Genomic DNA, 26,588 nt, shown 5'->3' with positions numbered 1-26,588 from the left:
CTATGACAGCATGTGCCCATGTTGACCGCCTGTCTCGCGTTCGCGGCCGTGGCCGCGCTGGTGACCGTCACTCCGGGCCTCGACACCATGCTGGTGCTGCGGGCGACCGTCACGGGCGGACGGCGGACGGGCCTGCTCGCCGGGCTGGGCGTAGCACTGGGCTGCCTGACGTGGGCGCTGGCGAGCGCGGTGGGGCTGACGGCGCTGCTGGCGGCGTCGCGGCTGGCGTTCGACGTGCTGCGCGTCGCGGGCGCGGCCTACCTGCTGTGGCTGGGCGGCCGGGCGCTGTGGACGGCGCGGCGGGGACGGGCGGCCGGGGAGGCCGGGACCGCGGACGCGCCGATGTCGTGGCGGGAGGCGCTGCGCACCGGGTTCACGACGAACCTGCTCAACCCCAAGATCGGTGTGTTCTACATGAGCCTGCTGCCGCAGTTCGTGCCGCAGGGGGCGTCGATGTTCTGGACGAGCATGCTGTTCGCGGCGATCCACGCCGTCCAGGGCCTGCTGTGGTTCGGCCTGCTGGCGGCGGTGGCGGGGGCGGCCCGCCGGGTGCTGGGCCGCCCGGCCGTCCGGCGCCGCCTCCAGCAGGTGATGGGCGTGGCGTTCATCGGCTTCGGCCTGAAACTGGCCGCCGATCACTGACGGGGCAGCGACGATCTAGGCCCCGACCAAGGGAAACTACTTTGAGTAATCAGATTGGATGCTCTGAGTAACGGGAAGGATGGGGGTGTACCGGGCGATCATCACACCGGGTGTTCGGACGCCCGGCCATGACGCGCCCGTCGGATCGCGTGGTGAGGAACCCCCATGTCACCCGGAAACGAGGAACGCCGGTCGGCGCGCCCGTGGCGCGGAAACGGTGAGCGCTGGGCGCACGACGGGTGAGGGCGCGCGGACCGCTCGCCCGGCCGCGCCGTCCCGCACGGCGGGAGGGCGCGCTGGCGGCCTTCGCGCGCTGGTCGGTGCGCAACCGGACCGCCGTGCTGGCGGCCTCCGCGGTCACGGCCCTCATGCTGGGGCTCCTGGCGGCGGGACTGGCCGACCGGCTGTCCAACGGCGGGTTCCTGGCCACCGGCACCGAGTCGGCCCGCGCCGACGCCCTGCTGACGCGCGGGTTCGACGCCACGACCCCCGACCTCGTGCTGCGGGCCGCGGCGGACCGGCCGGTCGACTCCGGCCCGGTCGCGGAGGCGGGCGCCCGGCTGACCCGCCACCTGCGCGGACGGTCCGGGGTGGCCCGCGTGCGGTCGTACTGGGACGGGCGGCCGGCCGCGCTGCGCGCCACCGACGGCCGTTCGGCCCTGCTGGTGGTGGACCTGGCCGGGACCGAGGCGGACGCGACCCGCACCGCCGAGCGGCTGGTCCCGGACCTCGCCCGCCGGTTCGCCCCGCTGCGCGTGACCGCCACCGGACCGGCCTGGACGAACGTGCAGTTCATCCGGCAGGGGCAGGACGACGCGCGCAAGGCCGAGGTCGTCGTCGCGCCGCTGGCGGTGCTGATCCTGGTGATCGCCTTCGGGTCGGTCCTCGCCTCGCTGCTCCCGGTCGTGGTGGGCGCCCTGGCCGTGGTCGGCACGCTGGCCGCGCTGCGGCTGCTGACGCACGCGATCGAGATCTCGGTGTTCGCGCCCAACCTGGCGACCGCGCTGGGGTTCGGGCTCGCCATCGACTACAGCCTGTTCATCGTGACCCGCTTCCGCGAGGAACTGGCCCGCGGGCTGCCGGTCGGCGAGGCCGTGGTGCGCAGCATGGCCACCGCCGGGCGCACCGTCGTCTTCTCGGCCTGCACCGTGGGCCTGGCCGTCAGCGGGCTGTTCGTCTTCCCCGTCGCGCTGCTGCGCTCGCTGGCCTGGGCGGTGATCACGGTGGTGGCGCTGGCCGCGGCCGCCACGATCCTGGTGCTGCCCGCCCTGCTGGCCGCGCTGGGCACCCGCGTCAACGACCTGGACCCCTTCGCCCGGCTGCGCCGCCGGGCCGCCGGGGCGGGCCGCCGCCGGGCGGTGCGGGCCGCGCGCCGCCTCGTGCTGGCCGGTGGGGCGACCGCGGTCGCCCTGGACCTGCTGCCCGCCGGCCGGCGCCGTCCGGCGGTGGGGGCGGGCGGGCCCGCCCGGGCGGCCCTGGCGCAGGCCCTGGTGCGCGCGCTGGCCCGTCGGCCGCTGACGGCCGGGGGCGCCGCCGCCGTGCTGCTGGGCGGCCCCGGATGGGCGATCGCCAGGATCTGCGGTTTCGGTCGCCGCGTGGCCGAGCAGGAGAGCCTGCTGTGGCGGCGCGTCGCGCTGGCCGCCGTCCGCCGGCCGGTGGCCCTCGGCGGGGGGTGCGCGGTCCTGCTGCTGATGCTGACGCTGCCGTTCCTGCACGTCCGGTTCGGCATCGCCGACGAGCGGATCCTGCCGGTCGGCGCGGAGGCGCACGCCACCGCCCGGCAGATCAGGCGCGACTTCACCCGGCAGGTGGACCGCGACCTGCACGTCGTCCTGCCGGGTCTCGACGCCGCCCGGCCGGGCGACCGCCGCGACCTCGCCGACTACGCGCGGCGGCTGGCGGCGCTGCCCCAGGTCGTCGCGGTGCAGACCGCGACCGGCGTCCACCCGGGCCGCGCCGGGTCCGAAGCCGAACCCCGCAGTGAGTCCCGTAGCGCCAAGTCCCGCAGTGCCAAGTCCCGCGGCAAGCCCCGCCACGCCAAGTCCCGCGGTGACGCCGGGGCGCGTGCCCGCAAGGAGCGGGCGCGGTCGTTCGCCTCACGGGGGGCCACGCTCGTGGTCGTGAGCGGCCGTCCCGACCCGCAGTCCCGGGCCGCCGGGCGGCTGCTGGAACGCGTCCGCGCCGAGCCCGCCCCCGGCCGCCGCCTGGTGAGCGGCCGGACGGCGCAGGTGAACGACACGCTGACGGCGATGGGACGGGCGCTCCCGGCCGCCGTCGCCGTGATCGCCGTCAGCACCGTGGTCCTGCTGTTCCTGTTCACCGGCGGCATCCTGGTGTCGGTGAAGGCCCTGCTGCTGGGCGCGCTCAGCCTCACCGCAAGCTGCGGCGCCATCGTCGCGATCTTCCAGGACGGCCGCCTGCGCGGCCTGGTGGGCGACTTCGCCCTGACCGGCCATCTGGAGGCCATCACCCTGGTGCTCACGCTCACGGTGGCGTTCGGGCTGTCCATGGACTACGAGGTCTTCCTGCTGTCGCGGATCCGCGAGCACCACCGCGCCACCGGCGACCACGACGGCGCGGTCGTCACCGGCATCGCGACCACCGGCCGCCTCGTCACCGCCGCCGCCTGCGTGATCGCCCTGACCACCGGCTCCCTCGTCCTGTCCAGCAACACCGTGCTGAAGATGAACGGCCTGGGGCTGGCGCTGGCCGTGCTGGTCGACGCGACCCTGGTGCGCGGCGTGCTGGTCCCGGCCTTCATGCGCCTGACCGGCCCGGCCAACTGGTGGGCGCCGGCGCCGCTGGCGCGGCTGCACCGGAGGCTGGGCCTGGAGGAGGGCGGGGACGGGGCGCCGCCCGCCGGACGCGTCCGGCGGACGCTGCGCGCCCTGTCCGGCGTCCGGGCCAGGTGACCGCGGAACGCGCGCCGACCGGGCGTTCCTCATCCGAAACGGGGCGGAAATGACGGCGTTTTCTTCCTTCCGCAATCCCTCACCGGAGGGCGCGCCCAGTGTGGCGGCCACGGAATCGCCCACTGGCCCAAGGACGAGCCCGAACCGGCGAATATGCCCACTTGAAAGGAATAGTCCTTTCCCCTCGATCCTCTCGTCGCGGGGAAGGCTGCACATCTTCGCACGTCAGAGAGATTCGGGCTCTTCCAGTGCCGCGCCGGAGCCCTTTCGCCGCCGAGGCGCCTTCCCGTTTTTGTATTGCCATGTCGCCATATGAGGGAGCCAATCCACGGTCTGGCAAACTACGGATCATCAGCGGGCGGAAAGCGTTTGGGAGAGCGGCCGTCCGGAAATTCGCAGTTCGTTCGGCCCGAGCGCGCGGACGCCGGGCCGTCCCCCTTCCACCACGATCCGGAGCGGACATGACGACGAGCACACAGACAGCGACGTTCGAGGCCGCCGAGTCCCTGGCCCGCTGCCGGGACCTGGTGCAGCCGGCGCTGCGCGCGACGGTCGGCGCGCTGGACCGCGACCTGGAGATGAGGTGCGGCTTCGCGCTGGGCTGGTGGGACAGCGACGGGCGGGCCGACGGGCACGGCACGGGCAAGGGGCTGCGTCCGGCGCTGGCGCTGCTGGGCGCGCAGGCCGTCGGCGCCCCGCCCGACACCGTGGTGGCGGGCGCCGTCGCCGTCGAGCTGGTGCACGTCTTCTCGCTCGCGCACGACGACATCATGGACGGCGACGAGCGGCGGCGGCACCGTCCGTCGCTGTGGAAGGCCTACGGGGTGGGCACGGCCGTGCTGACCGGCGACGCGCTGCTCGCCCTCGCCCTGGGCGCCCTGGCGGAGGCCCCGGGCGAACGGCACGGCGAGGCCGCCCGCCTGCTGGCCCGCATGCTGCTGGACCTGGTCGGCGGGCAGGCGGCGGACGTGGCGTTCGAGGACCGGCCCTGGACCGGGCCGCGGGCGGTCACCCTGGCGGAGTACCGCCACATGGCCGTCCGCAAGACCGGCGCGCTGCTGGGCTGCTCCGCCGCGATCGGGGCCGCGCTGGCGGGCGCGCCGGCCGGCGTGGTGGCGGGGCTGGAGGAGGCGGGGCGCCACCTCGGGCTGGCCTTCCAGGCGGTCGACGACGTGCTGGGGATCTGGGGCGACCCCTCGGTCACCGGCAAGCCCGCCTTCGGCGACCTCCGGCGCGGCAAGAAGACCGTCCCGGTGCTGACGGCGCTGGCCGACCCCCGGGGAGGCGACCGGCTGGCGGAGCTGCTGTCGGGCGAGCGCACCGGGCCGGAGGTGCGGCAGGCCGCCGCGCTCGTGGCGGAGGCGGGCGGCCGGGCGGCCGCCGAACGGATGGCGCGGCACCACCTGGACGCCGCGGTCGGCGGCCTGCGCGGCCTGGGGCTGGCCGAACCCGCGGCGGCGGAGCTGATCGCCGTGGCGCGCTCGCTGGCGGACCGGCGGCAGTGAGGGGACCGTCGCCGTTTGGCTACTCAGAGTCATGAAAGACTACTGTGTGCAATCACCACCTCACGGAAAGGCCCCCCATGGATCGCATCCGTCGCCCCCTCACCATCGTCCTCCTCACCGTCGGCGTCCTGTGCCTCGGCGCGGGCGTGGCGAGCGCCGCCCCGGCCGACGGCGAGGGCCTCAGCAGCATCGTGGACACGTTCCTCAACGGACCCGGCCGCCCCCACGGCGGTTTCTGGTTCTTCTAGGCGCGCCGGGCGGCGTGCCGGGCGACCGTTCCCGGCACGCCGCCCACCCGCCCCGTCCCAGACGACGCCCCGCCCAGGTGGGCCAGAGCACAGGACCGGCATTGAGCACAGCAGCGCAACCGGACACCACCGACACCTCACCGGCCGCTCCCCTGCGGCCGCCGCCGTTCTACTGCCCGGTGGAGCCGGCGATCCACCCGCGGGCGGACGAGATCGAAAGGCGCGCGATCGAGTGGATCGACCGGGTCGCCTTCCACCGGGACGACACCGACCGCGCGCGGCTGCTGGGCACCAACAGCGCCGAGTTCTACGCGCGCTTCGCGCCCCAGGGCGTCGAGCACAACGTGCAGATGGCCGCCCACTGGGTGTACTGGGGCTTCGCCTTCGACGACGCGCGCTGCGACGCCGGGCCGTTCAGCGCGCGGCCGGACCGCTTCCTGGCGATGACCGGTCCCCTCCAGCGGGCGCTGGAGGTCCCGCACGGCGCGTTCGGCGACGACCCGCTGGTCACCGCGTTGCAGGACATCGGGCGCTCGTTCCAGGAGTGCGCCACCCCCGTCCAGGTGCGGCGGTTCCACGACGCGCACCGCGCCTGGCTGTTCGCCGTGGCCTGGCAGATCTCCAACCGGGCCCGCGGGCACATGCCCGACCTGGCGGACTACACCACCATGCGCCTGCACAGCGCGGGCGGCGCGCCGACGCTGGCGATGCTGGAGATCGCCTGCGGCGCCGAGGTGCCGGGACGCGAGATGGACGCGCCGGCGGTCCGCGCGCTGACCGAGATGGCCGTCACCGTCGCCTCCTGGGACAACGACCTGCACTCCTACAACAAGGAGTGCGGGCAGCGGCACACCGACCAGAACATCATCAACGTGCTGGTCCACCACGAGGGCTACGCGCCGCACGAGGCGCTGGAGCGGGCGGTCGGGATGCGGGACCGCGTGATGAGCCGCTTCCTGGAGCTGCGGGAGCGGGTCCGCCCTCGGGCGAGCCGGGAGCTGCGCCTGTACCTGGACTGCCTGGGGCACGCCATCCGCGGCAACATCGACTGGGCGTTCGAGACGCTCCGCTACAACCACCGGGACGTCACGAGCCTGCCGCTCGGCGCCCCCGAGTGGGCCGACCGGCCCTCCGACGCCGGCACGCGGCCGCTGCCGATCCCGGCCGTCGCCTGGTGGTGGGACCGCCTGCTCTGACCGGCCCGCGTCTCCGGTCCGCAGGGGGCCGCCAACTTCCGGTAAAACGATCGGCCGCCCCGGCCCGAGATCGGCATTCTCGCTTCGCGACAGCCCGAGCACTGCCGACGCGGAACGGATAGGACGATCATGCTGGTGCCGGTGGACGCCGCCTCCGCGGTGGCGGACGTGGTCCCCGCCTGCGCCACGATCGTCACGGCCTGCGGGTTCCTGGTGGCGCTGCGCGTGCTCACCCGCGACGTCCGCCACGCCGGGGTCCGGCTGCGCGGCGAGCGGGAGGAGGCCGAGCGGCGGCTGCGGGAGCAGGACGCGCGGTCGCGCGACCGGCACGGCCGGGACCTGCTGGTCGACCACCTCCGGCGGGTCGGCGACCTGTACGCCGAGTACCTGGCGGCCGAGGAGTCCCTGGCGGCGGGCCGGCAGGCGCTGGCCCTGCACCGGCTCCAGGTCCACCTGCCCGTCGTCCCCGGACGGTACTGCTCGCTGCTGAAGCTGCGGTTCGACATCGGCCAGAGCAGCGAGTCGGAGCGGGAGGCGGCCCGCCGCTTCGCCCTGCACGACCGGCTGCCCTCCCCCGAGCTGGTGAGCCCGCAGTGGATCTACCAGGAGTTCAGCGAGAACCTGCGCGAGCTGATGGGGGTCGACGCGCCGGCCCCGCGGCGGCCCGCGCGGCCGTCCGGCGGGGCGTCGCTGGTGGGGATGCTGCGCCGCCTGGGCCGCCCCCGGATCAGTGACTCTATGTAATCGTTATTTTACATACAGTGTCGAGAGGGGAACCTCTAGGAGCGTCGGCCTCTCCCCATCGGCCGATCCCGTCCCCTCTGTGCGAAGGAGCCCCATGTCCCCCCTCGGCAAACGCCTTCTCGCGGCCGCGGCCCTCGTCCTCGCCTGCGGCGCCGGATCGGTGGCCGCCGTCCCGGCGGCCCAGGCCACCGGCGCGCGGCCGTCCGACATCCACATCTACGACGACGGGTACGACGGCCCCTGGCGCTCGTGGCGCTTCATCGCGTACTACCCCAGCACCTTCCTGTGCAACGGCCAGGGAGTGGCGCTGCTGCTGAGCGGCGGCGCACGGGAGTACCGCTGCGAGGCGGACGGCGGAGCCCACGAGCTGTACGTCAGGTGACCGCCCCCCGACCCGGCACGCGCACCCGCGCCTGAGCGCGGAAGGGCCGCCACCCTCGCGGGGTGGCGGCCCGTTCGCCGGCGGTACCTCCTACTTGCGCAGCAGGTTGCGCAGGACGTACTGCATGATGCCGCCGTTGCGGTAGTAGTCGGCCTCGCCGGGGGTGTCGATCCGGACGACGGCCTGGAACTCCCGGCCGTCGGCCTTGACGGTGACCTCGCGCGGGGTCTCGCCCTCGTTGAGCCTCTCGATCCCGGTGATCTCGAAGGTCTCGGTGCCGGTCAGGCCGAGGGACCCGGCGGAGTCGCCCTCCTTGAACTGCAGGGGCAGCACGCCCATGCCGATCAGGTTGGAGCGGTGGATGCGCTCGTAGGACTCGGCGATGACGGCGCGGACGCCCAGCAGCGCGGTGCCCTTGGCGGCCCAGTCGCGGGAGGAGCCGGAGCCGTACTCCTTGCCCGCGATGACCACGAGCGGGGTGCCCTGGGCGGCGTAGTTCTGCGCGGCGTCGTAGATGAACGACTGCGGCGCGTCCGCCTGGGTGAAGTCGCGGGTGTAGCCGCCCTCGACGCCGTCCAGCAGCTGGTTGCGCAGCCGGATGTTGGCGAACGTGCCGCGGATCATGACCTCGTGGTTGCCGCGGCGCGAGCCGTAGCTGTTGAAGTCCTTGACGGCGACGCCGTGCTCCTGGAGGTACTGCGCGGCCGGGGTGCCGACCTTGATGGAGCCGGCCGGGGAGATGTGGTCGGTGGTGACCGAGTCGCCCAGCTTGACCAGCACGCGGGCGCCGTGGATGTCGGTGACCGGGGCGGGCTCGGTCTCCATGCCGTCGAAGTAGGGGGCCTTGCGCACGTAGGTGGAGGCCGGGTCCCACTCGAAGGTGCCGCCGGTCGGGATGTCCAGGCCGCGCCAGCGCTCGTCGCCCTTGAAGACGTCGGCGTAGTTGCGGACGTACATCTCCTGGCCGATGGAGGAGTTGACGATCTCGGCGACCTCCTCCGGCGACGGCCAGATGTCCTTCAGGTACACCGGCTGCCCGTCGGCGCCCTCGGCGATCGGGTCGTTGAGGATGTCGATGTCCATGGTGCCGGCCAGGGCGTAGGCGATGACCAGCGGCGGGGACGCCAGGTAGTTCATCTTGACGTCGGGGCTGATGCGGCCCTCGAAGTTCCGGTTGCCCGACAGGACGGCGGTGACGGCCAGGTCGTTGTCGTTGATGGCCTTGGAGATCTCCGGCTGGAGCGGGCCGGTGTTGCCGATGCAGGTGGTGCAGCCGTAGCCGACCAGGTTGTACCCGATCTTGTCGAGGTACGGGCTGAGGCCCGCGCGCTCCAGGTAGTCGGTGACGGCCTGGGAGCCGGGGGCCAGGGAGGTCTTCACCCACGGCTTGCGGGTGAGGCCCTTCTCGACCGCCTTCTTGGCCAGCAGGCCCGCGCCGACCATGACGTACGGGTTGGAGGTGTTGGTGCAGGAGGTGATGGCCGCGACCGCGACGATGCCGTGGTCGATGGTGAACTCGGTGCCGTCCTCCATCTTCACCGGGGTCGGGCGGTTCGGGCGGTCGGCGCTGCCGTCACCGTGCGCGCGCGGCTTGTCGCCGTTGCCGCTGTGGCTGATGGCCGGGGAGTCCGAGGCCGGGAACGACTCGTCGGACGCCTCGTCGGCCGGGCCCTGGATGCTGGCGACGTAGTTGCGCACGTCGCGCCGCCAGGTCTGCTTGGCCTCCGACACCGCGATGCGGTCCTGCGGGCGCTTGGGGCCGGCCAGCGACGGGACGACGGTGGCCAGGTCCAGTTCGAGGTACTCGGAGAACTCCGGCTCGACCGACGGGTCGAGCCACATGCCCTGCTCCTTGGCGTACGCCTCGACGAGCGCGATCTGCTCCTCGTCACGGCCGGTCAGGCGCAGGTAGTCCAGGGTCTCCTGGTCGATCGGGAAGATCGCGCAGGTGGAGCCGAACTCGGGGCTCATGTTGCCGATGGTGGCGCGGTTGGCCAGCGGCAGCGCCGCGACGCCCTCGCCGTAGAACTCGACGAACTTGCCGACCACGCCGTGCTGGCGCAGCATCTCGGTGATGGTCAGCACCAGGTCGGTGGCGGTGGTGCCGGGGTGGAGCTCGCCGGTCAGCTTGAAGCCGACCACGCGCGGGATCAGCATGGAGATCGGCTGGCCGAGCATCGCGGCCTCCGCCTCGATGCCGCCGACGCCCCAGCCGAGGACGCCGATGCCGTTCTCCATGGTGGTGTGGGAGTCGGTGCCGACACAGGTGTCGGGGTAGGCGACGCCGTCCCGGTCGAACACCACGCGGGCCAGGTGCTCGATGTTCACCTGGTGGACGATCCCGGTGCCGGGCGGGACGACCTTGAACTCGTCGAACGCGGTCTGGCCCCAGCGCAGGAACTGGTAGCGCTCCCGGTTGCGCTCGTACTCGACCTGCACGTTGCGCTCGAACGCCTCGGGGGTGCCGAAGTAGTCGACGATGACGGAGTGGTCGATGACCATCTCGGCCGGCGCCAACGGGTTGATCCGGGTGGGGTCGCCGCCCAGGTCGCGCACGGCCTCCCGCATGGTCGCCAGGTCCACCACGCACGGCACGCCGGTGAAGTCCTGCATGATCACACGGGCCGGGGTGAACTGGATCTCCTGGCTCGGCTGGGCGCTCGGGTCCCAGCTCGCCAGGGCGCGGACGTGGTCGGCGGTGACGTTGGCGCCGTCCTCGGTGCGCAGCAGGTTCTCCAGCAGCACCTTCAGGCTGTACGGGAGCCGGGCCGAGCCCTCCACCGCGTCCAGCCGGTAGATCTCGTAGCTCTTCTCGCCGACCCGCAGCTCGCTGCGGCTGTCGAAGCTGTTCGTGGACACGGACTCCTCCTCCGTCACCACCGCGCGCCCGGTCCGAGACATGGCGGCGCGGCGTCTGCACTGACTATCGATATGGGCCCATCCGACCGGCGCGCGGGTCACCCACGCGGGCCGGGGCAACGGGTTTCCATTCCCCCTGAATCCTGCCCTAGCCGAAAGTCTGCTTGGGACTCAGGTTCGCCTAACTTCCGCAGCTTTTCTCTTGACGTCAAGCTACCTCTGATTTTATCTCGATATCAAGTTACCTTCGGGTAGCCCGAGGTGTGTCGGTGGCCACGGCGGCGCTAGACCACCCGGGTGCGCGAGCCGCCGGGGGCGCCGGGCGCGAGCGGGTCGACCGGGAGCGGGTCCGGGTCGACCGGGAGCGGGTCCGGCGGGGCCGGGGCCAGGGTCCATCCCTCGCCGGTGCCGCCGATCCGGAAGAGCGAGCCCGTGTGGGCCAGGAACGTGGCCTCCTTCTCGTGACGGTTCCAGTGGTCGCGGCGGAAGATCAGGGCGTCGGGGGTCAGGGTCTGGGTGAGCAGTTCCAGGCGGAAGTCGTCGACGCCGTCCGGGGGGCGGACGGTCAGCAGCCGGGTGGGACCGGTGTAGCGGACGATCTCGTCACCGACGCCGGTGACCGACTCGTCGAAGTCGCGCGGGGGCGCGATCTCCACGTCGATGGGCTCGGCCGTGAGACGCCAGGACGACTCGCAGCGGACGACGAGCGGGGCCGGGCCGCTGACGGGCGTGCTCCCCGGCGCCTCCAGGGCGATCCGGCCGTCCGGACGCAGGTCGCCGTCCAGGCTGGTCAGGGTCACCGATCCCGTCGCCTCCACCGTCAGCGTCGCGGGCGGGCCGGTGTAGAGCAGGACCTCGTCGCCGTGCCCCTCGGCCAGGACGGTGAAGCGGAGCATCGCGCCGGGCTCCAGGAGCCGCAGGGCCCACGACCCCTCGCAGGTCACCCTCAGGTAGCCGTGCGACTTGACCCCGCCGAACCTGCGGTAGACGGACGGCGGCTGGTAGAGCCTGCGGACCGGCACGCCCGGCGCGAACGCCCTCATGCCGTAGGGGTCCTTCTTCCGGCGTTCGTCCTGGACGTTCACCCGTCCCTTGACGCCGGGCTCCGGCGCGAACTCCAGCAGCATCTCGCCGGGAAGCCCGAGGCGCACCGGCACCGTGGCGTCCCCCCTGCCCTCGAAGGAACGCAACGGCGTCGGCGCGGTCCGCTCCCAGGCGGGCGTCTGCTCCGCGTCCCGGGACGAGGCTCCGGACCGCCCGGCCCCCGTCACGATCCTGCCGTGCCAGCGCAGTTCCAGCAGCGCCAGGTCGCGCTCGCAGCGGCTCTTCAGCGACTTGCAGCGGGCGGCGTCCCGTTCGGCCAGCGCCCGGCGGAGTTCGGCGGCGCCGCGCAGCAGGCCGTCGCGGAGCGCGAGCGTGCCGGGGGTGATGTGGGAGGCGGGCGCGAAGTCGCTTTCGTCGATCAGCCGCAGGACCCTCTCGGCTCCCCAGACGGCGAGGTCCCGCGAGCTCCGGTGGCTGTCCAGCCTCGCGTAGATCTTCGCTCCCGCCAGGGCCAGCCCGCACGCCAACGGCAGGAGCGCCGTCGGCCAGGGCACGCCCGGAAGGACCGGGAGCACGGCGGCGACCGCGAGCGGCAGGGCCGTGAACCAGCCGTTGAGGTCACCGATATCGGTGATCACGTACCGGATCAGCCAGCGCGGCGGAAGATGGTCGAACTGCTCGCTCATCAGGCTCCTGCCCAGGGGGAACGCGGCTCACCGCGCGGGGACACAGATTAGACGATCAAGGGCGTCGGCCGGAGCCCCCGGCCGCCCGGGAACCCTCTCGCCCGATCATACGTCTTCGATATATCGTTGTCGTATCGCGAGAGATCAGAGAACGATCTCGAAAGGCGGTGGAGGAGATGCACGGAGGACGGGGGTTCGATCCCCGGTGGGCGTTCGCGGCGGCGGCGCTCGGGGCGAAGGCGGCCCGGCACCGGCACGAGTGCGGGTCCCGGGCCGAGGGCATGCCGGGATGGCCGTTCGGCGGGCCCGGACCGTGGGGTCCGCCGCCGCCCGGTCCCTGGGGTCCGCCGTGGGCGCGCGGGCGGCGCGGCGGCTGGGGGCGCGGCGGCAAGGCCCCCAAGGGGAACGTGCGGGCCGCGATCCTGGCGCTGCTCGCCGAGGGCCCCCGCAACGGCTACCAGATCATCCAGGAGGTCGCCGAACGCAGCGGCGGCGCGTGGAAGCCCAGCCCGGGCGCGGTCTACCCGGCGTTGCAGCAGCTCGCCGACGAGGGCCTGATCCGGGGCGAGGAGGGCGACGGGCGGCGCACGTTCCACCTCACCGACGAGGGCCGCGCCTACGTGGAGTCCCACGAGGAGGAGGTGCGCGAGCCCTGGGCGCAGATGGCCCCGAGCTTCGGGGAGGGCGTGCCGGACCTGTTCCGGGAGGCCGCGCAGACCGGGGCGGCGGTCATGCAGATCGTCCACTCCGGGTCGCCCGAGCAGGTCGCGCGGGCCGAGCGGATCCTGGCCGAGGCGCGCCGGAGCCTGTACCGGCTGCTGGCCGACGACGTCCCGACGGCCGACGAGGAGTGACGGTGGCCCGCTCCGACGAGCTGCGCGTCGGCGACGCCGAACGCGACGCCGTGGCGGTGGCGCTGCACGACCACTTCGCGGCCGGGCGGCTGACGCGCGAGGAGCTGGACGAGCGGCTCGACGTCGCGCTGGCCGCGCGGACGCGGGGCGACCTGCGCGGCGTCGTCCGCGACCTGCCCGAACCGCACGGGCTGCCGGCCGAGCGGTGGCCCGTCGCGCGGGCCGGTCACGGCCATCCGGCGTACCACCGGCACCCGGGGCACCACCGGTATCCGGCGCGCCGGGGGCCGGTTCCGGCGTTCCCGCTGCTGATGGCGGTGTTCCTGGTGGTGACTTTCACGGCCGGGGCGGGGACGGCGGTCTTCGCCGTGGTCCAGCTGGCGCTGCTGGCGCTGGTCCTGCGGGCGGTGTTCCACCTGGCCGCCGGGCACCGGGGCCGCTGAGCCGGAGGCGGCCACCCGGCGGGCGTGGACCGGGCCCGGGGATCGTGAAAACGTCTCATCATGTCGCCCGAACGGTTCCTGCACCCGGTCACGCCCGTGCCCCGGCCGCCGGAGGGCGACCTGCGCGCCACGGTCGAACGGCTCGCCGCCCGCCCGCCGGGCGGGCCCCGGGCCGCCGAGCTGGTCGCCGACCGGCTGCGCGAGCTCGGCGTCGCCGCCCGCGTCGAGGAGGAGCCCGTCCGCGTCCCCCTGGCGCGGCCGGCCTCCTGGCCCGCCGCGGTCGCCGCGCTGGCGGGCGCGGCCGGACGGCGCGCGGGTCTGCCCGGCGCCGCGCCGGCCCCCCGCACGATCAGCAACGTCGTCGCGGGCGTCGGCGACGGCACGGCCCGCCGCACGCTGGTGGTGATGGCCCGGCACGACGCCGCTCCGGGACCGGTGGCGCGGCCGCCGTGGTGGCCGGTCGTCGCGGGCCCGGCGCTGCTGGTGGCCGGGGCGGTGGCACGGCTGCCGTTCGCGCGGCGGGCGGGGGCGGCGCTCGGCGCCGCGAGGGCCCGGACGCGTCCGGCGGGCCCCGATGCGGGTGACGGCGCGGGTGACGGCCTCGGCGGCGTCGTGGCGCTCACCGCGCTGGCGGCGTCGCTGGCGCGGCGGCCCCCGGCGGGCCTGCGGGTGATCCTGTTCTCGGCCGGATCGGAGGGGGCGCGCGGCTTCGCGCGCAGGCACTTTCCGAACCTGGCGCGCGACTCCACCTGGTTCCTCGCCCTCGGCGCCGTGGGCGAGGGCGGCCTGGCGCTGCTGGACGCCGACGGCGCGTTCCGGCGGGAGCGCTACGACCCCGACTTCGGTGACCTGGTCGCGCGGTGCGCCCTGGAGCAGGGCATCGCGGTGGAGCGCGGGCGGCGGGCGCGGGCCGGGACCGGCGGGGCGGTGCCGCTGCGGCACGGGTACCGGACGGTGTGTCTGGTGTCGGCGGACGAGGGCGAACGCGTGCCACGCCGCCGGGCCGGGCGCGTGGACTACGGGTGCGTGGCCGACGCCGCGCGACTCACCGAAGCCGTCGCCCGCGCCCTGGCGGCCTGCCGCGGCATCTAGCACCTGCTTCGCAGCGGACCCGGCCCCGCGGCGAGCGCGTCACCTGACCTGCGGACCCGAAGCCGGAGACGAGGGGACGCGGGTCAGACCGCGCAGCGATACCGCGCCCGCCGAGACCCGGTGAGGCGCGAGCCCCCCAGAGCGAGCACCGCAGGCCAGAGCGAGCGCCGCAGGTCAAGGCGAGCGCCACGAGCCAAAACGAGCGCCGCAGGCCAGGGCGAGCGCCGAGGGCCAGGGCTTGGATGCACCACCTAACGGGCGGTGCGTCGCCAGGCGGGGCGGCGGGCGGAGTCGCCTCGTTCCAGCAGGTACGTCAGCCGCCACGCCGCCGAACGCACCAGTTCGTCGTAGCGGGCCCGGCGGTTCCTGGGCGCGGCGGCGCGCTGCTGGAGGATCTCGGCGAGCTCCTCGGCGACCTCGCCCATCACGCGGTGGCGGCTGCCGAACGCGTACAGGTCGCCGTGGACCTCCTCGACCAGTTCGTCGTCGACGCGCGCGGTCAGGGGGCGCAGCCGGGCCAGCAGGGCGGCGTCGCGGGCCGCGTTCACCGACGCCCGGCGGGTGGTGTCGGGCGACCCGACCACCGCGCGGATCTTCGCGAAGGCCAGGCTCCGCTCGGACGCGGAGGTGTTGGGATGCTCCGCCAGGTCCAGCAGGCGCCGCAACGTCTCCTGCGTCTTCTCGTCGAACATGCGTCGCAGACTACGGCCTCCCCCGCGGCGCCCGGCCACGGCGAACCAGGTAAATCATCCGCTCCGCCTCGAACACGCGCCCGGTGGCGCCCGTCACAGTCTGGTTACCAGGGCTGCCGAGCGGAGGAAGACATGGCGGGGACGACGACCCGCGGCGGGCGGCGCGCGGAGCCGCACGGCGGGGACCACGAACACCGGGAGACCGGGGAGGGGCCGCTGCGGCACCCCCGCGAGACGCCGCTGTTCTGCCTCGCCTCGCTGGTCACGGTCGGGCTGCTGGCGACCGCCCTCGCCGTGGTCGGGTACGCGTTCGACGACGAGGAGTCCCTCTTCCTCGATGTGGCGTTGCTGTTCGCGCCGATCCCGCTGCTGGTGTTCGTCAGGGGCGGCATGGCGCACGCCCGGCAAAGGCTGCAGTCGGTGCAGATCACCGCCACGCAGTTCCCCGAGGCCCACGCGGTCGTCGTGGAGGCCGCCCGCCGCTTCGGCCTCCGGCGGGTGCCCGACGCCTACGTGATGCTCGGCGAGGGGAGGCTCTCCTCGTCCGCCGGACACCACCAGGGCCGCCACTACATCGTCATCACCAGCGGCCTGTTCGAGGCCGGCGGCCGGACCCGCAACCCCGAGGCGCTGCGGTTCGTGATCGGCCGCGAGGTCGGCCGCCTGGCCTCCCGCCACACCTCCTACTGGCGCGCGGTCGCCGGCATGGCGGTCTCCCACGTCCCGGTGCTCGGCCCGGCCTGGTCGCGGGCCGAGGAGTACACCGCCGACAACCACGGCCACGCGCTGTGCCCGGAGGGCGGCCCGGCGGCGATGCGGCTGCTCGGGGCCGGTCAGCTGCTGCTCGGCAAGGTCGACTTCGACGCCCTGTGCGAACGGGCCTCCACCGAGCGGGGCCTGTTCCCCTGGCTGGTCAACCTCCGGTCCCGCCGGCCGCCGCTCACCTGGCGTTCGGCGGCGCTGCGGGACCGCGACCGGCCCGGCCGCCTGCTCTTCCGCCCCCGCACCGCGCCCCCTCGGCGACGGTTTCCATGAGACCCGTTCGGTCACGGAGCACCGGACCCCCACCCGGCCATGGGCCGCCGCGTGCCGGGTGAGGCCACCTCATCCTTCCGAACCTCGCACGCTCCCGGAACGTCCACTCAGGTACGCCCTCTACCGGGGAGCCGCCATGACCAGTGCGCACCGCCACCGGAGGCGTTTCCTGCTCGGCCTGCCGCTGCTCGCCGGCGCACTCCTCGCCCTGCTCGGGTTCGTCCTGGGCCCGCCCGCCGGGGAGTGGGCGCGGGAACGGGCGGCCGGGATCGGCACCCCGGTCGGTCCCGGAGAGCCCATCACCCTGGTCCGGGACGACGATCGTTTCGCTCCCCGACGCGCGGTCTACCGCCACAGCCCGCCGGGCAGGCCGGCCACCGGCGGCTGCCAGGACCTGGAAAGCCCCGAGGGACGGCCTTACCGCACGAGCGAGGGCTGGGAACACGTCGGAACGTCGATGTTCGGCAGCGTCACCGTCCGTTGCCAGGGACCGCCCGGAACGCGGTTCGCGGCGGGCAACGTCACCACCGACTTCGACGCGGCCGGTCTGCGCTACGTGGTGACCGGTTTCTTCCTGCTGATGGCCCTCCTCGTCCTCGCCGTCAGCATGCTGGCGTTCCTCCTCGTCAGGCGCCGCCCACCGGCCTCCGTGACCGCGTCACCGTGAATCACCGCTCTCCTCAGGAACGGCCCGGGGGCGTGAACTCGTACAGGTCCAGGATCGCGGGCGGCTCGGCGACGCCGGGGCCGCCCGCGCGCACCCACTCGGCGATGTCGTGGGCCGCCCCGTCGTCGTTGACCAGGCCGAGCCAGACCGGCCTGGCCCCGGCGGCGCGGGCCGCCGAGGACGGGTGGACGACGATGACGTTGGCGCGCTCGCACACGTCCAGGCAGTCCGCCACCCGGACGGGCGCGGCCCGCCGGAGCACGGCGAGCTGCTCCTCGTGGTCGACGGTCCTGATCTTGCGGCCGCCGCAGCAGCAGTCGCGGCAGACCGTGACGCGGCACGGTGTTCCCGATGATTTGATCATTTCACCGCAAAGGGTGACACATCACCGGGTGCGCAGCGCCGCCGCCTCCGCCGCGAGCGCCCGGATCCGGTCCCAGTCGCCGTCCTTGACCGCGTCGGCGGGGGTGAGCCAGGAGCCGCCGACGCAGCCGACGTTCGGCAGCGCCAGGTAGTCCGGCGCGCTGGCCGGGGTGATCCCGCCGGTCGGGCAGAACCGGACCCCCGGCAGCGGCCCGCCGAGCGACTTCAGGTAGGCGGTGCCGCCCGCGGCCTCGGCCGGGAAGAACTTCAGCGCCGTGATCCCGTGCTCCAGCAGCGCCATCGCCTCCGACGCCGAGGAGACGCCCGGCAGGAACGGCAGCCCGGTCGCGGTCATCGCCTCGCGCAGCGCCGGGGTGCAGCCGGGGCTGACCAGGAACCGCGAGCCCGCGGCGGCCGCGTCGGCGGCGTCCTGCGGCCGCACGATCGTGCCCGCGCCGACGACCGCGTCCGGGACCTGCGCGGCGATCCGCTCGATCGCCGCCAGGGCGGCCGGGGTGCGCAGGGTGACCTCGATGACCGGCAGGCCGCCCGCGACCAGGGCGGCGGCCAGCGGAACGGCGGCTTCGGCGTCGTCGATCACCACGACGGGGACGACGGGCGCCAGGTCCAGCAGCGCGTCGGCGGTCAGGTCGGCGGTCATGCGGCCTCCAGGGCGGTCAGGCTCTGTTCGAGCCGGGCGGCGGCGCCGGCGAACGCCGGGCACGGGTGGACGATCAGAGCGGTGGGGATCGCCCGCAGGTAGTCGACGACGGGCGGCTTGTCCTCGAACCGCGCCCGGAACGCGCTGCCCCGCAGCACGTCCACGACGCGCGGCAGGATACCGCCGCCCAGGTAGACGCCGCCGCGCGCGCCGAAGGTGAGGGCGACGTTCCCGGCGTAGGAGCCGAGCAGCGCGCAGAACGTCTCCAGCGTCTCGGCGCACACCGGGTCGTCGCGGCGCTCGACGATCTCGGCGGCGGTCGGCGGGGCCGTCCGCACGCCGTGGATCATCGACAGGAAGCGGTGCAGCCGGACCAGGCCGTCGCCCGACAGCAGGTACTCGGCGGAGGCGGTGCCGCGTTCGGCGCGCAGCAGCCGCATGACCTCGACCTCGCGTTCGGTCACGGCGGGGATGTCGACGTGGCCGCCCTCGCCGGGCAGCGGCACCGGCCCGGCCGGGGTCGGGACCAGGCCCGCCGTGCCGAGGCCGGTGCCGGGGCCGAGGACGGCGAGCGTTCCGGCGCCGGTGGGCGGCGGTCCCCCGACCGGGATCAGGTCGTCCGGGCCGAGGGAGGGCAGCGCGCGGGCGAGGGCCTCGAAGTCGTTGACGACCTCCAGGTGGGGCAGGCCGAGGCGGGCGCGGACGCGTTCGGCGGTGTCGGCGGGCCAGCCCGCGTTGGTGAGGCGGAAGCCGCCGCCGCCGACCGGCCCGGCGACGGCCAGGCAGGCGGCCTCGACGTGCTCGGCCGGGGCGTGCCCGGCCAGGTAGGCGGCCACCGCGGCGGCGAGGTCGGGGTAGCCGCGGGTGGGCAGCGACGCCCGGTGGCGCGGCGCCCCGCCCGGCCCGTCGACCAGCGCGAACCGGGCGTTGGTGCCGCCGATGTCGGCGACCAGCCAGGCCATCAGAACACCCCCGCGCCGCGCTCGGCCGGGCCGACGGCCTGGCGGAAGGCGGAGAACAGCTCGCGGCCGGTGCCCGACCACGCCTCGCCGTCGGGCGCGCCCCCGGCGGGCTCCCGCGCGGCGAACGCGTCGTCGGGCACCAGCACCTCCAGCAGCCCCTTATCGGCGTCGAGGCGGACCACGTCGCCGTCGCGCACGCGGGCGAGGGGGCCGCCCGCGGCGGCCTCCGGCGACACGTGGATGGCGGCGGGCACCGCGCCCGACGCGCCCGACATGCGGCCGTCGGTGACCAGCGCGACCTTGTGGCCGCGGTCCTGCAGGACCGACAGGGGCGGGGTCAGGCGGTGCAGCTCGGGCATGCCGTTGGCGCGCGGACCCTGGTAGCGGACGACGGCGACGACGTCGCGGTCCAGCTCACCGGCCCGGAACGCCTCCTGGAGCTGCTCCTGCGACTCGAACACCCGGGCCGGGGCCTCGACCACCCGGTCCTCGGGCCGGACGGCCGACACCTTGACGACGGCGCGGCCGAGGTTCCCGGCGACGGTGTGCAGGCCGCCGTGCTCGTCGAACGGCTCGGCGACCGGGCGCAGGACGCCGGGGTCGCCCGACTCCCGCGGGGCGGGACGCCACGCGAGCGCGCCGTCCTCCAGCGCGGGGGTGTTGCGGTACTCCGCCAGCGACGCGCCGCCGACGGTGCGGGCGTCGGCGTGCAGCAGGCCCGCGTCCAGCAGCTCCCCGATGAGGAACGCGGTGCCCCCGGCGGCGTGGAAGTGGTTCACGTCGGCGGTGCCGTTGGGGTACAGCCGCGTCAGCGTGGGCGTGACCTTCGACAGCTCGTCGAAGTCGTCCCAGGTCAGCTCGATGCCCGCGGCGCTCGCCATGGCGGGCAGGTGCAGGGTGTGGTTGGTGGATCCGCCAGTGGCCAGCAGGGCGACGACGCCGTTGACGAACGCGCGCTCGTCCAGCATCTCGCCGATCGGCGTGTAGTGGTCACCGAGGGCGGTCAGCTCCAGCACCCGGCGTCCGGCGGCGTCGGTGAGGGCGTCGCGCAGCCCGGTGCCGGGCGGGACGAAGCTCGCGCCGGGCAGGTGCAGGCCCATGACCTCCATGAGCATCTGGTTGGAGTTGGCGGTGCCGTAGAAGGTGCAGGTGCCCGGCGAGTGGTAGGAGGCGGCCTCGGCCTCCAGCAGCTCGTCGCGGCCGATCTCCCCGGCGGCGAACCGCTTGCGGACCTTCGCCTTCTCGGCGTTGGGCAGCCCGGAGGCCATCGGCCCGGCCGGGACCAGGATCGTCGGCAGGTGCCCGAACGACAGCGCGCCGATCACCAGCCCCGGAACGATCTTGTCGCAGACGCCCAGCAGCAGCGCGCCGTCGAACATGTCGTGCGACAGCGCCACGGCCGTCGCCATGGCCACCACGTCCCGGCTGAACAGCGACAGCTCCATGCCCGCGCGGCCCTGGGTGATGCCGTCGCACATGGCGGGCACGCCCCCGGCGAACTGCGCGGTGCCGCCCGCCTCGGCGATGGCGGCCTTGAGCCGGTCGGGGTAGTCCTTCAGCGGCTGGTGGGCCGAGAGCATGTCGTTGTAGGACGACACGATGGCGACGTTCGGCGTGACGTCGCCGCGCAGCCGCAGCTTCTCCAGCGGCCCGCAGGCCGCGAATCCGTGCGCCAGGTTGGCGCAGCCGAGCGCGCCGCGGGCGGGTCCGGCCGCCCGCGCCTCCCGGATCCGCCGCAGATAGGCGGCGCGGCGGTCCGCGCTGCGCGCGGCGATGCGCTCGGTCACCTGGACCAGGACGGGATGCGGGGCGTGGGCCATCAGACGCTCCAGAGCAGGGGACGACGACAGAGCGGCAAACTACCCTCACATCGGCAATACCGACAAGCCTACTTATGAACTTCACATGACAAAAGTCCTTCGCTTAGGCCAAATAGACATACCCAAACCTCCCATGATTGACTGGCCGGATGCCCCGCCCGCCCAGCCGTCGTCCCTCCACCAGCGGAGACGTGCTGCGTCTCGTCCGGGAGGAGGGCGTCGCCACCCGCGCCGAGCTGGGCCGCCTCACCGGACTGTCCCGGCCGGCCGTCGCGAGCCGCGTCACCGGGCTGATCGACCACGGGCTGCTGGTGGAGCGCGCCGACGGCCCCTCCACCGGCGGACGCCCGCCCGCGCGCCTGGAGTTCAACGCCGCCGGGGGCACCGTCCTGGTCGCCAACCTCGGCCAGTCCCGGGGCCAGCTGGCGGTCTGCAACCTGTCCGGCTCGATCCTCGCCCAGACCGACGCCGACCTGCCCTCCACCGACCCGGCGCGGGTCCTGCCCCGGCTGCTGAACCAGTGGGACGACCTGCTGGGCAAGCTGGAGAAGCCCGCCTCCTCGGTGCGCGGCGTGGGCCTCGGCGTCCCCGACCCGATCGACCACACCACGGCGACCTGGAACGAGACCCCGATCCGCCCGGTGATCGCCGACCGCTTCGCCGCCCCCACCTACCTGGACAACGAGGTCAACGCCGCCGCCCTCGGCGAGCACCACCGGCTGCCCGACGTGGACGACCTGCTGTTCATCAAGGTCTCCACGGGCATCGGCGCGGGCATCATCTCCGGCGGCCGGATCCAGCGCGGCGCCCTGGGCGCGGCCGGCGAGATCGGGCACATCCCGGTCCGCGACGGCGGCGGCGTCCCGTGCCGGTGCGGGAACCTCGACTGCGTGGAGGCGGTCGCCGGCGGCGCGGCGCTGCTGGCCCGCTCCCCCGCCGGTGACCTGGCGGGCCTGGCGGCGCTGGCCCACGAGGGCGACGCGGCGACGGTGGCGCTGGTCCGCACGGCGGGCCGCCAGATCGGCGAGGTCATCGCCACGGCGGTCAACCTCCTCAACCCCGCCGTGGTGGTCCTGGGCGGCGACCTGACCGGCGCCTACGACCCGCTGATCGCGGGCGTCCGCGAGGTGGTCTACCAGCGCGCCACGGCACGCGCCTCCAGCAGCCTGCGCATCGAACCCAGCCGCCTCGGCGACGAGGCGGGCCTGATCGGCTGCGCCGCGATGGTCCTGGACCACATCCTCTCCCCCGAGGCGATCGACGCCTCCCTGACGTCCCCGACCTGAGGGAAGGCCCGCCCGGCACTCGTTCAGCGCGCCAGGTGGACGTGGACGACGCTGTCGGTGTGGCGGCGCGCACCATCTCCACCCGCGCTCCCCGGCGCAGTCCCCGAAGCCGGGAGAAGACGGCCGGGCCCCTGGCGGAGCCGGTTCGGCGCCGAGCGCGGCCGTCCGCAGCGCGTCCGCCCGGCCAACCCCGCGCATCGCCCGCGCCCAGGACGGCCAGGGGCCCCGCCGCCCTGCGGCAGCGGCGCGGTGTCGTCGGCGGCGGTTCCGCCGCCATGTCGAGCCCCGCCGGGACCGCCGTCTTGGTGAACGCACGGGCGCGTATCTCGAATCTCCCTTTCGGTCACGTTCACGAGAACCGCCAGATCACGGGATATCCGTTATGTCGGCGTGCGTTCGCCGACGGACGGCGCTTTTGGCGACTCCTTTGCGTGCCCCGTCGCAACGTATGACGCTCGACTCCGCTTCGGTCCGTCGCGCGTTGTTGGGGATCGCTTTGCCGCCCCATCGCGGACCCTTCGCCCGCGCCTCCCGGAAAGTCGGCCGATGGCCGGGGTGGGGTTTCCCCTACCCCCTCCGGTGGAGCTGTGCCGTCCCGGAAGGGCAACGCAACCTCCCTGACCAGAGGGCCTTTTGCGATCAAGGTGGTTTTTAACGGCGCTTTGCGAGCAAGCAGTGGCCAGGGAGGGTGCATGACGGGCGATGTCGTACGGATGGGGCGGGGGCGGGTTTTTCCCGCGAAGGCACGGTCGTTCGTCACCGAACTCGCGTTGATGCTGACGCTGTTCGCCGTCTACAAGGCCGGGCGCGTTCTGATCGACCAGAACGTCGGTGCGGCCATGGCGAACGCGCTGCACATCTGGGATCTGGAACGCGCGCTTTTCCTGCCCGACGAAAGCGCTCTGCAACGGTGGGTCCTGGAGTGGGAACCGGCGGCGTTCCTGGCGAACCTGTATTACGTGGGCGTCCATTTCCCCGGAACCGCGCTGCTGCTGGTGTGGCTGTTCGTGCGGCACCGGGACGCCTACCGGCGGGTGCGGACCGAACTGGTGCTGCTGACCGCCGCCGGGATGGTCGTGCACATGGCGTTCCCGCTGGCCCCGCCCCGGCTGGCGGGGTTCGGGACGGTCGACACGATGCTGGCGGTCGGGCCGTCGGCCTATCCGGCCGCCGCCGACGGGATCGCCAACCAGTACGCCGCCATGCCGTCCCTGCACGTCGGGTGGGCGCTGCTGGTGGCGGTGGCGGTGGTGCGGACGGCGCGCGGCCGGTGGCGGTGGGTCGTCGCGGCGCACGCGCCGGTCACCGTCCTGGTGGTCGTGGTCACCGCCAACCACTACTGGCTGGACGGCCTCGTGGCGGCCGCGCTCCTGCTCGGCGCGATCGCGGCCACGAACGGCCTCGCCCGCCTGCGGGCGCCCGCCCGTCCGGCCGCGACTCCGGCGAGGATCGCTCGTCCCGCCCGGGACGGCGGCGTCCCCTCGGCGGCCTGACGGCCGCTTGGCCTGCTTTTTCCTCGCGCGCCGACATGACCGCACGCGTCTCGGGCAGGGACGGCCGTATGGCTGAGGTACAGGCACCCATCTCCGGAAACGACTACGACCGCGTCGCGATCATCACCGGGGCCGACTCCGGGATCGGCCGCGCCTCGGCGGCGGCGCTGGCGGCGCGCGGGTTCGACATCGGCCTGACCTACCGCGGCGACGAGAAGGGCGCGCGGGAGACCGCCGAGGAGGTCGCCGCGCACGGCCGCCGGGCCGCCGTGCGGCAGCACGACCTCACCGACCCGGTCGCCGCGTCGGCGGTGGTGGACGAGCTGGCCGACGAGCTCGGCGGGGTCGGCGTCCTCGTCAACAACGCCGGGACCGGCAGCGCCACCCACCTGCTGGACATGGACTTCGACGAGTGGCGCTCGGTGCTGTCGGTCGACCTGGACGGCGCGTTCCTGTGCGCCCAGCGGGCCGCGCGGCGGATGCGCGACCGGGGCGCGGGCGGCCGGATCATCAACATCACCAGCGTGCACGAGGAGTTCCCGCGCGTGGGGTCGGGGCCGTACTGCGCCGCCAAGGGCGGGCTGAAGATGCTGGCCCGCACCCTGGCGCTGGAGCTGTCGCGGTACGGCATCACGGTCAACACGATCGCGCCCGGCGAGATCGCCACCCCGATGACCGGCCAGGACGACGAGCCGCCGCGTCCGGGCAGCCGCCCCGGCTACCCGATCGACCGTCCCGGCGACGCGCGGGAGGTCGCGGCGGCGGTGGCGTTCCTGGCCGACCCGTCGGCGTCCTACATCACCGGGGCGTCCCTGTTCGTGGACGGCGGCCTGACCCAGATGGGCCCGCAGGCGGCCCCGCTCCTGGACTCCCCCGACTGGCGCCAGGGCTGACGGTCACGGGTGTTGACCGTGCAGTGAGGTGTCCGGGGCCCCCATCGCGAAGGACGTGAACCGCACGGTCAGGCCCGCGCGTTCGGGGGCGCAGCAGTAGGGGCCCGCCTGGGCCGGGACGTTCGCGGGGAACGGCGCCACGCGCAGCAGCCTCCACGGTCCGCCGTCGGCGCGGGCGCGGATCGTCACCGCGTCCCCCGAGCGGCTGGCGCGGACCGTGATCGTGCGGCCCGCCCAGTCCGGGACGGGGGCCACCGACCAGTCCGAACGGTCGCGCGTCACCACCGCCCCGGCCTGCGGGCTCCCGTCGGCGAACTCCACGCCCGCCTTGGTCCAGGTGCGCTCGTCGGTCCGCAGCAGGACGCCCGCCTGGTCGAACTGGTCGGTGAACGCCGCCACGAAGGACACCTCCACGGCCGCCTCGGCGGGCAGGTCCGCCAGCAGGGCGTGACCCGAGTCGTGGACGAAGCCGTAGGAGGTCGTGCGCCAGAAGTCGCTGCCGCGCGCGGCGGTCACCAGCAGATCGTCGCCCTCGCGGACGGCGGCGGGCGGCGGGTTGAGCCAGGTCCCGGCGTCCCAGGGAAGGTGTCTCATGCGGGCGATCCTGCCAGGCGGGTGCGGATGACCAGGGCGTTCAGGGCCGGGTGGGCCGTGGTGCGGTCGGGGAGGCGGGAGCGGTCGCGTTCCTCCTCCAGGCGGGTGGTCAGCGTCGTGTAGTCGCGTTCGGCGCGGGCGCGGTCCAGGGTCGCCGGGGGCTCGCCGTGCTCGGCGTGGATCTTCGCCTCGATCAGGTCGGGCAGGTAGTCGGGGCCGTACTCGGCCGCCAGGCGCGGCAGGTCCGTCTCCACCCCGCCCGAGCGCATCAGGTGGATGCCCGTCAGGAGGGTGCGGAACGTGTACAGGAGCGGCTTGAGCCGGCCGTCCTTCTCGTACTGCCGCCACTGGCCCCGGCTGAAACCGAGGTAGTGGTGGGCGTGCTGGCGGCAGACCAGGGCCGGGACGTGCGACAGCAGCTCCTCGTGCAGCGGCGAGGTCTCCACCACCAGCGGGGAGACGAGCTGCTCCAGCACCTCGCCGCTGCGCTTGAGCAGCAGGTTGCAGAACTTCGCCAGGTCGTGGGTCACCACGTCGGCCTCCACGCCGCGGTGGTCCCACATGCGCGAGACCGTCTCGCCGCCTCCCTCCAGGCCGACGACCCGTTCCAGCGGCAGCAGGTGCAGGCCGCGCAGGTCGATGTCGGAGTCGCGGGAGGGGAAGCCGTACAGGTGCGCGCCGCTGACGGTGACGAACGCGCGCGGGTGGGGGTGCCAGTCGCGCACCTCGGCGAGCAGGTCCTCGGGGAGGTTCACCAGTCCACGCTCCTTCGGCGAACGGAGTGGAGGAAGTCCTCGACGCGGGCCCGGTCGGGCTCGGGCGGGAGCGGGCTGCGGGCCAGGGCCGCGTCCATGTCGTCGGTCAGCGCCGCGCGCCAGGCCTCGATCTCCGGCCACGGCACCTCGCCGCGCCGGACCGCCAGCAGGCGTCCGCGCAGGTCGCCGACGTGGACGAGGGGCTCGCCGCGCTCCATCAGATGGCGGCCGCTGATCAGCAGGCGGAGCATGTGCATGACGTGCTTCCAGCGCGGCTCGCCCTGGTTGCGCAGGTCGCCCTCCAGCTTGCGGAACTGGCTCTCGGCGTAGCGCAGGAACGTGCGGTGCGCGTGCCGGGACGGGAACGCGGCGCGCAGCGCGAGCAGCTCCTCGCCGATCGGCGTCCGCGTCTCCACCAGCGGGGACCACAGGCATTCCAGGACCGTCGGGTTCGAGCCGAGCGCCAGCTCGCAGAAGCGCTCCAGCTCCCAGGAGAACTGCTCGTCGGCGGGGCCGTCGACGTGCGTCGGGGGTTTGTCGAAGCGCCAGTACAGCGGGGCGGGCGCGACGAAGACGCCGCGGCGGTCCACGTCGCTGCCGGCGGTGTCCAGGCCGTAGGCGCGCGAGCCGACCACGACCGACAGCACCGTGTGGTCGCGGACCAGCGCGTGGGCGTTCTGCATGGCTCTCAGGGTGGCGGATCGCCCCAGGCCGGGCCAACCGGTTAACCCGGGCGCATCGGCAACCGGTTACGAACAGG

The 26,588-nt window shown here is 74.3% G+C and carries 25 protein-coding genes; 15 read left to right on the top strand and 10 right to left on the bottom strand.

Features of this window, described 5'->3' with window-relative positions; all coding sequences use genetic code 11:
* Positions 1-18 precede the first annotated feature (18 nt).
* The 7 genes from HNR61_RS18470 (at position 19) to HNR61_RS18440 (ending at position 7,629) form a co-directional block, all read left to right on the top strand.
* Positions 19-642 carry a LysE family translocator gene (locus HNR61_RS18470; RefSeq protein ID WP_182844374.1) on the top strand — a complete coding sequence of 208 codons (624 nt, stop codon included), beginning with the start codon at positions 19-21 and terminating at the stop codon, positions 640-642.
* Between the two features lie 239 nt (positions 643-881).
* On the top strand, positions 882-3,554 hold the full coding sequence (locus tag HNR61_RS49235) for an MMPL family transporter (protein ID WP_182844373.1): 2,673 nt from the start codon (positions 882-884) through the stop codon (positions 3,552-3,554).
* 461 nt (positions 3,555-4,015) lie between these two features.
* Positions 4,016-5,059, top strand: a complete 1,044-nt coding sequence (locus HNR61_RS18460) for a polyprenyl synthetase family protein (RefSeq protein WP_182844372.1) — start codon at positions 4,016-4,018, stop codon at positions 5,057-5,059.
* Between the two features lie 77 nt (positions 5,060-5,136).
* Positions 5,137-5,307, top strand: a complete 171-nt coding sequence (locus HNR61_RS18455; protein WP_157420627.1) for a hypothetical protein — start codon at positions 5,137-5,139, stop codon at positions 5,305-5,307.
* A gap of 101 nt (positions 5,308-5,408) precedes the next feature.
* The gene (locus HNR61_RS18450) at positions 5,409-6,503 is read left to right on the top strand and encodes a terpene synthase family protein (RefSeq protein ID WP_220509467.1); all 1,095 of its coding nucleotides are present in this window, start codon (positions 5,409-5,411) and stop codon (positions 6,501-6,503) included.
* Between the two features lie 129 nt (positions 6,504-6,632).
* The gene (locus HNR61_RS18445; RefSeq protein ID WP_182844371.1) at positions 6,633-7,247 is read left to right on the top strand and encodes a hypothetical protein; all 615 of its coding nucleotides are present in this window, start codon (positions 6,633-6,635) and stop codon (positions 7,245-7,247) included.
* Between the two features lie 94 nt (positions 7,248-7,341).
* Positions 7,342-7,629 carry a hypothetical protein gene (locus HNR61_RS18440; protein ID WP_182844370.1) on the top strand — a complete coding sequence of 96 codons (288 nt, stop codon included), beginning with the start codon at positions 7,342-7,344 and terminating at the stop codon, positions 7,627-7,629.
* Between the two features lie 90 nt (positions 7,630-7,719).
* Here the strand turns inward: HNR61_RS18440 and acnA are convergent, their stop codons facing one another.
* The gene (gene acnA, locus HNR61_RS18435) at positions 7,720-10,530 is read right to left on the bottom strand and encodes an aconitate hydratase AcnA (protein ID WP_182844369.1); all 2,811 of its coding nucleotides are present in this window, start codon (positions 10,528-10,530) and stop codon (positions 7,720-7,722) included.
* Between the two features lie 242 nt (positions 10,531-10,772).
* Positions 10,773-12,218 (bottom strand): hypothetical protein, encoded by a 1,446-nt coding sequence (locus HNR61_RS18430; RefSeq protein ID WP_182844368.1) that lies wholly within the window; start codon positions 12,216-12,218, stop codon positions 10,773-10,775.
* Between the two features lie 176 nt (positions 12,219-12,394).
* Between HNR61_RS18430 and HNR61_RS18425 the strand changes: the two genes are divergently transcribed.
* From HNR61_RS18425 to HNR61_RS18415, 3 genes are read left to right on the top strand one after another with little or no spacing between them, the layout of a single operon-like run.
* Positions 12,395-13,072 (top strand): PadR family transcriptional regulator, encoded by a 678-nt coding sequence (locus tag HNR61_RS18425; RefSeq protein ID WP_182844367.1) that lies wholly within the window; start codon positions 12,395-12,397, stop codon positions 13,070-13,072.
* A gap of 2 nt (positions 13,073-13,074) precedes the next feature.
* Complete coding sequence (locus HNR61_RS18420) at positions 13,075-13,515, top strand: DUF1707 SHOCT-like domain-containing protein (protein WP_182844366.1); 441 nt, start codon at positions 13,075-13,077, stop codon at positions 13,513-13,515.
* Between the two features lie 60 nt (positions 13,516-13,575).
* Positions 13,576-14,607: a peptidase M28 gene (locus HNR61_RS18415; protein ID WP_182844365.1), complete on the top strand. Its 1,032-nt coding sequence runs from the start codon at positions 13,576-13,578 to the stop codon at positions 14,605-14,607.
* A 251-nt stretch (positions 14,608-14,858) separates the two neighbouring features.
* On the opposite strand, the gene HNR61_RS18410 is transcribed toward HNR61_RS18415, so the two are convergent.
* Positions 14,859-15,299: a hypothetical protein gene (locus HNR61_RS18410; protein WP_182844364.1), complete on the bottom strand. Its 441-nt coding sequence runs from the start codon at positions 15,297-15,299 to the stop codon at positions 14,859-14,861.
* Between the two features lie 132 nt (positions 15,300-15,431).
* Here HNR61_RS18410 and HNR61_RS18405 point away from each other — a divergent pair, with 132 nt between their 5' ends.
* Together HNR61_RS18405 and HNR61_RS18400 are read left to right on the top strand one after the other, a co-directional pair.
* Entirely contained in the window at positions 15,432-16,334 is a 903-nt protein-coding gene (locus HNR61_RS18405; protein ID WP_182844363.1) for a M48 family metallopeptidase, read from the top strand.
* Between the two features lie 136 nt (positions 16,335-16,470).
* A complete protein-coding gene (locus HNR61_RS18400; RefSeq protein WP_182844362.1) occupies positions 16,471-17,001 on the top strand; it encodes a hypothetical protein in 531 nt (176 codons plus the stop codon).
* A 13-nt stretch (positions 17,002-17,014) separates the two neighbouring features.
* On the opposite strand, the gene HNR61_RS18395 is transcribed toward HNR61_RS18400, so the two are convergent.
* Genes HNR61_RS18395 through edd form a run of 4 tightly spaced genes read right to left on the bottom strand, consistent with a single transcriptional unit; the run spans position 17,015 to position 20,807 of the window.
* Positions 17,015-17,365, bottom strand: a complete 351-nt coding sequence (locus HNR61_RS18395; protein ID WP_182844361.1) for a (2Fe-2S) ferredoxin domain-containing protein — start codon at positions 17,363-17,365, stop codon at positions 17,015-17,017.
* A 21-nt stretch (positions 17,366-17,386) separates the two neighbouring features.
* Positions 17,387-18,025, bottom strand: a complete 639-nt coding sequence (gene eda / locus HNR61_RS18390; RefSeq protein WP_182844360.1) for a bifunctional 4-hydroxy-2-oxoglutarate aldolase/2-dehydro-3-deoxy-phosphogluconate aldolase — start codon at positions 18,023-18,025, stop codon at positions 17,387-17,389.
* Positions 18,022-18,987, bottom strand: a complete 966-nt coding sequence (gene glk, locus HNR61_RS18385) for a glucokinase (RefSeq protein ID WP_182844359.1) — start codon at positions 18,985-18,987, stop codon at positions 18,022-18,024. Before glk ends, eda begins: the two co-directional genes overlap by 4 nt.
* Positions 18,987-20,807, bottom strand: coding sequence for a phosphogluconate dehydratase (edd, locus tag HNR61_RS18380; RefSeq protein WP_182844358.1), 1,821 nt, complete (start codon positions 20,805-20,807; stop codon positions 18,987-18,989). Before edd ends, glk begins: the two co-directional genes overlap by 1 nt.
* A 191-nt stretch (positions 20,808-20,998) precedes the next feature.
* Between edd and HNR61_RS18375 the strand changes: the two genes are divergently transcribed.
* The 3 genes from HNR61_RS18375 (at position 20,999) to HNR61_RS18365 (ending at position 24,479) form a co-directional block, all read left to right on the top strand.
* A complete protein-coding gene (locus HNR61_RS18375) occupies positions 20,999-22,093 on the top strand; it encodes an ROK family transcriptional regulator (protein WP_312897958.1) in 1,095 nt (364 codons plus the stop codon).
* Between the two features lie 692 nt (positions 22,094-22,785).
* Positions 22,786-23,586, top strand: coding sequence for a phosphatase PAP2 family protein (locus HNR61_RS18370; protein ID WP_182844356.1), 801 nt, complete (start codon positions 22,786-22,788; stop codon positions 23,584-23,586).
* A 68-nt stretch (positions 23,587-23,654) separates the two neighbouring features.
* Complete coding sequence (locus HNR61_RS18365; RefSeq protein WP_182844355.1) at positions 23,655-24,479, top strand: SDR family oxidoreductase; 825 nt, start codon at positions 23,655-23,657, stop codon at positions 24,477-24,479.
* Positions 24,480-24,482: 3 nt separating this feature from the next.
* On the opposite strand, the gene HNR61_RS18360 is transcribed toward HNR61_RS18365, so the two are convergent.
* From HNR61_RS18360 to HNR61_RS18350, 3 genes are read right to left on the bottom strand one after another with little or no spacing between them, the layout of a single operon-like run.
* Positions 24,483-25,073 (bottom strand): DUF1349 domain-containing protein, encoded by a 591-nt coding sequence (locus HNR61_RS18360; RefSeq protein ID WP_182844354.1) that lies wholly within the window; start codon positions 25,071-25,073, stop codon positions 24,483-24,485.
* On the bottom strand, positions 25,070-25,828 hold the full coding sequence (locus tag HNR61_RS18355; RefSeq protein ID WP_182844353.1) for a nucleotidyltransferase domain-containing protein: 759 nt from the start codon (positions 25,826-25,828) through the stop codon (positions 25,070-25,072). The genes HNR61_RS18360 and HNR61_RS18355 overlap by 4 nt, the downstream gene beginning before the upstream one ends.
* Positions 25,825-26,511: a nucleotidyltransferase domain-containing protein gene (locus HNR61_RS18350; protein WP_182844352.1), complete on the bottom strand. Its 687-nt coding sequence runs from the start codon at positions 26,509-26,511 to the stop codon at positions 25,825-25,827. The genes HNR61_RS18355 and HNR61_RS18350 overlap by 4 nt, the downstream gene beginning before the upstream one ends.
* Positions 26,512-26,588: the final 77 nt, after the last annotated feature.

Source organism: Actinomadura kijaniata (assembly GCF_014138665.1).
GTDB lineage: Bacteria > Actinomycetota > Actinomycetes > Streptosporangiales > Streptosporangiaceae > Spirillospora > Spirillospora kijaniata.
The sequence above is the reverse complement of the archived record's forward strand: the minus strand, read 5'-3'. Positions and strand labels throughout refer to the sequence as shown.

Bases quoted from the DNA above. Each gene is read 5' to 3' on its own strand.
- HNR61_RS18470 (WP_182844374.1), top strand. From the start codon at position 19: ATGTTGACCGCCTGTCTCGCGTTCGCGGCCGTGGCCGCGCTGGTGACC.
- HNR61_RS18460 (WP_182844372.1), top strand. From the start codon at position 4,016: ATGACGACGAGCACACAGACAGCGACGTTCGAGGCCGCCGAGTCCCTG.
- HNR61_RS18455 (WP_157420627.1), top strand. From the start codon at position 5,137: ATGGATCGCATCCGTCGCCCCCTCACCATCGTCCTCCTCACCGTCGGC.
- HNR61_RS18445 (WP_182844371.1), top strand. From the start codon at position 6,633: ATGCTGGTGCCGGTGGACGCCGCCTCCGCGGTGGCGGACGTGGTCCCC.
- HNR61_RS18440 (WP_182844370.1), top strand. From the start codon at position 7,342: ATGTCCCCCCTCGGCAAACGCCTTCTCGCGGCCGCGGCCCTCGTCCTC.
- acnA (WP_182844369.1), bottom strand. From the start codon at position 10,530: ATGTCTCGGACCGGGCGCGCGGTGGTGACGGAGGAGGAGTCCGTGTCC.
- HNR61_RS18430 (WP_182844368.1), bottom strand. From the start codon at position 12,218: ATGAGCGAGCAGTTCGACCATCTTCCGCCGCGCTGGCTGATCCGGTAC.
- HNR61_RS18425 (WP_182844367.1), top strand. From the start codon at position 12,395: ATGCACGGAGGACGGGGGTTCGATCCCCGGTGGGCGTTCGCGGCGGCG.
- HNR61_RS18415 (WP_182844365.1), top strand. From the start codon at position 13,576: ATGTCGCCCGAACGGTTCCTGCACCCGGTCACGCCCGTGCCCCGGCCG.
- HNR61_RS18410 (WP_182844364.1), bottom strand. From the start codon at position 15,299: ATGTTCGACGAGAAGACGCAGGAGACGTTGCGGCGCCTGCTGGACCTG.
- HNR61_RS18405 (WP_182844363.1), top strand. From the start codon at position 15,432: ATGGCGGGGACGACGACCCGCGGCGGGCGGCGCGCGGAGCCGCACGGC.
- HNR61_RS18400 (WP_182844362.1), top strand. From the start codon at position 16,471: ATGACCAGTGCGCACCGCCACCGGAGGCGTTTCCTGCTCGGCCTGCCG.
- HNR61_RS18395 (WP_182844361.1), bottom strand. From the start codon at position 17,365: ATGATCAAATCATCGGGAACACCGTGCCGCGTCACGGTCTGCCGCGAC.
- eda (WP_182844360.1), bottom strand. From the start codon at position 18,025: ATGACCGCCGACCTGACCGCCGACGCGCTGCTGGACCTGGCGCCCGTC.
- glk (WP_182844359.1), bottom strand. From the start codon at position 18,987: ATGGCCTGGCTGGTCGCCGACATCGGCGGCACCAACGCCCGGTTCGCG.
- edd (WP_182844358.1), bottom strand. From the start codon at position 20,807: ATGGCCCACGCCCCGCATCCCGTCCTGGTCCAGGTGACCGAGCGCATC.
- HNR61_RS18370 (WP_182844356.1), top strand. From the start codon at position 22,786: ATGACGGGCGATGTCGTACGGATGGGGCGGGGGCGGGTTTTTCCCGCG.
- HNR61_RS18365 (WP_182844355.1), top strand. From the start codon at position 23,655: ATGGCTGAGGTACAGGCACCCATCTCCGGAAACGACTACGACCGCGTC.
- HNR61_RS18360 (WP_182844354.1), bottom strand. From the start codon at position 25,073: ATGAGACACCTTCCCTGGGACGCCGGGACCTGGCTCAACCCGCCGCCC.
- HNR61_RS18350 (WP_182844352.1), bottom strand. From the start codon at position 26,511: ATGCAGAACGCCCACGCGCTGGTCCGCGACCACACGGTGCTGTCGGTC.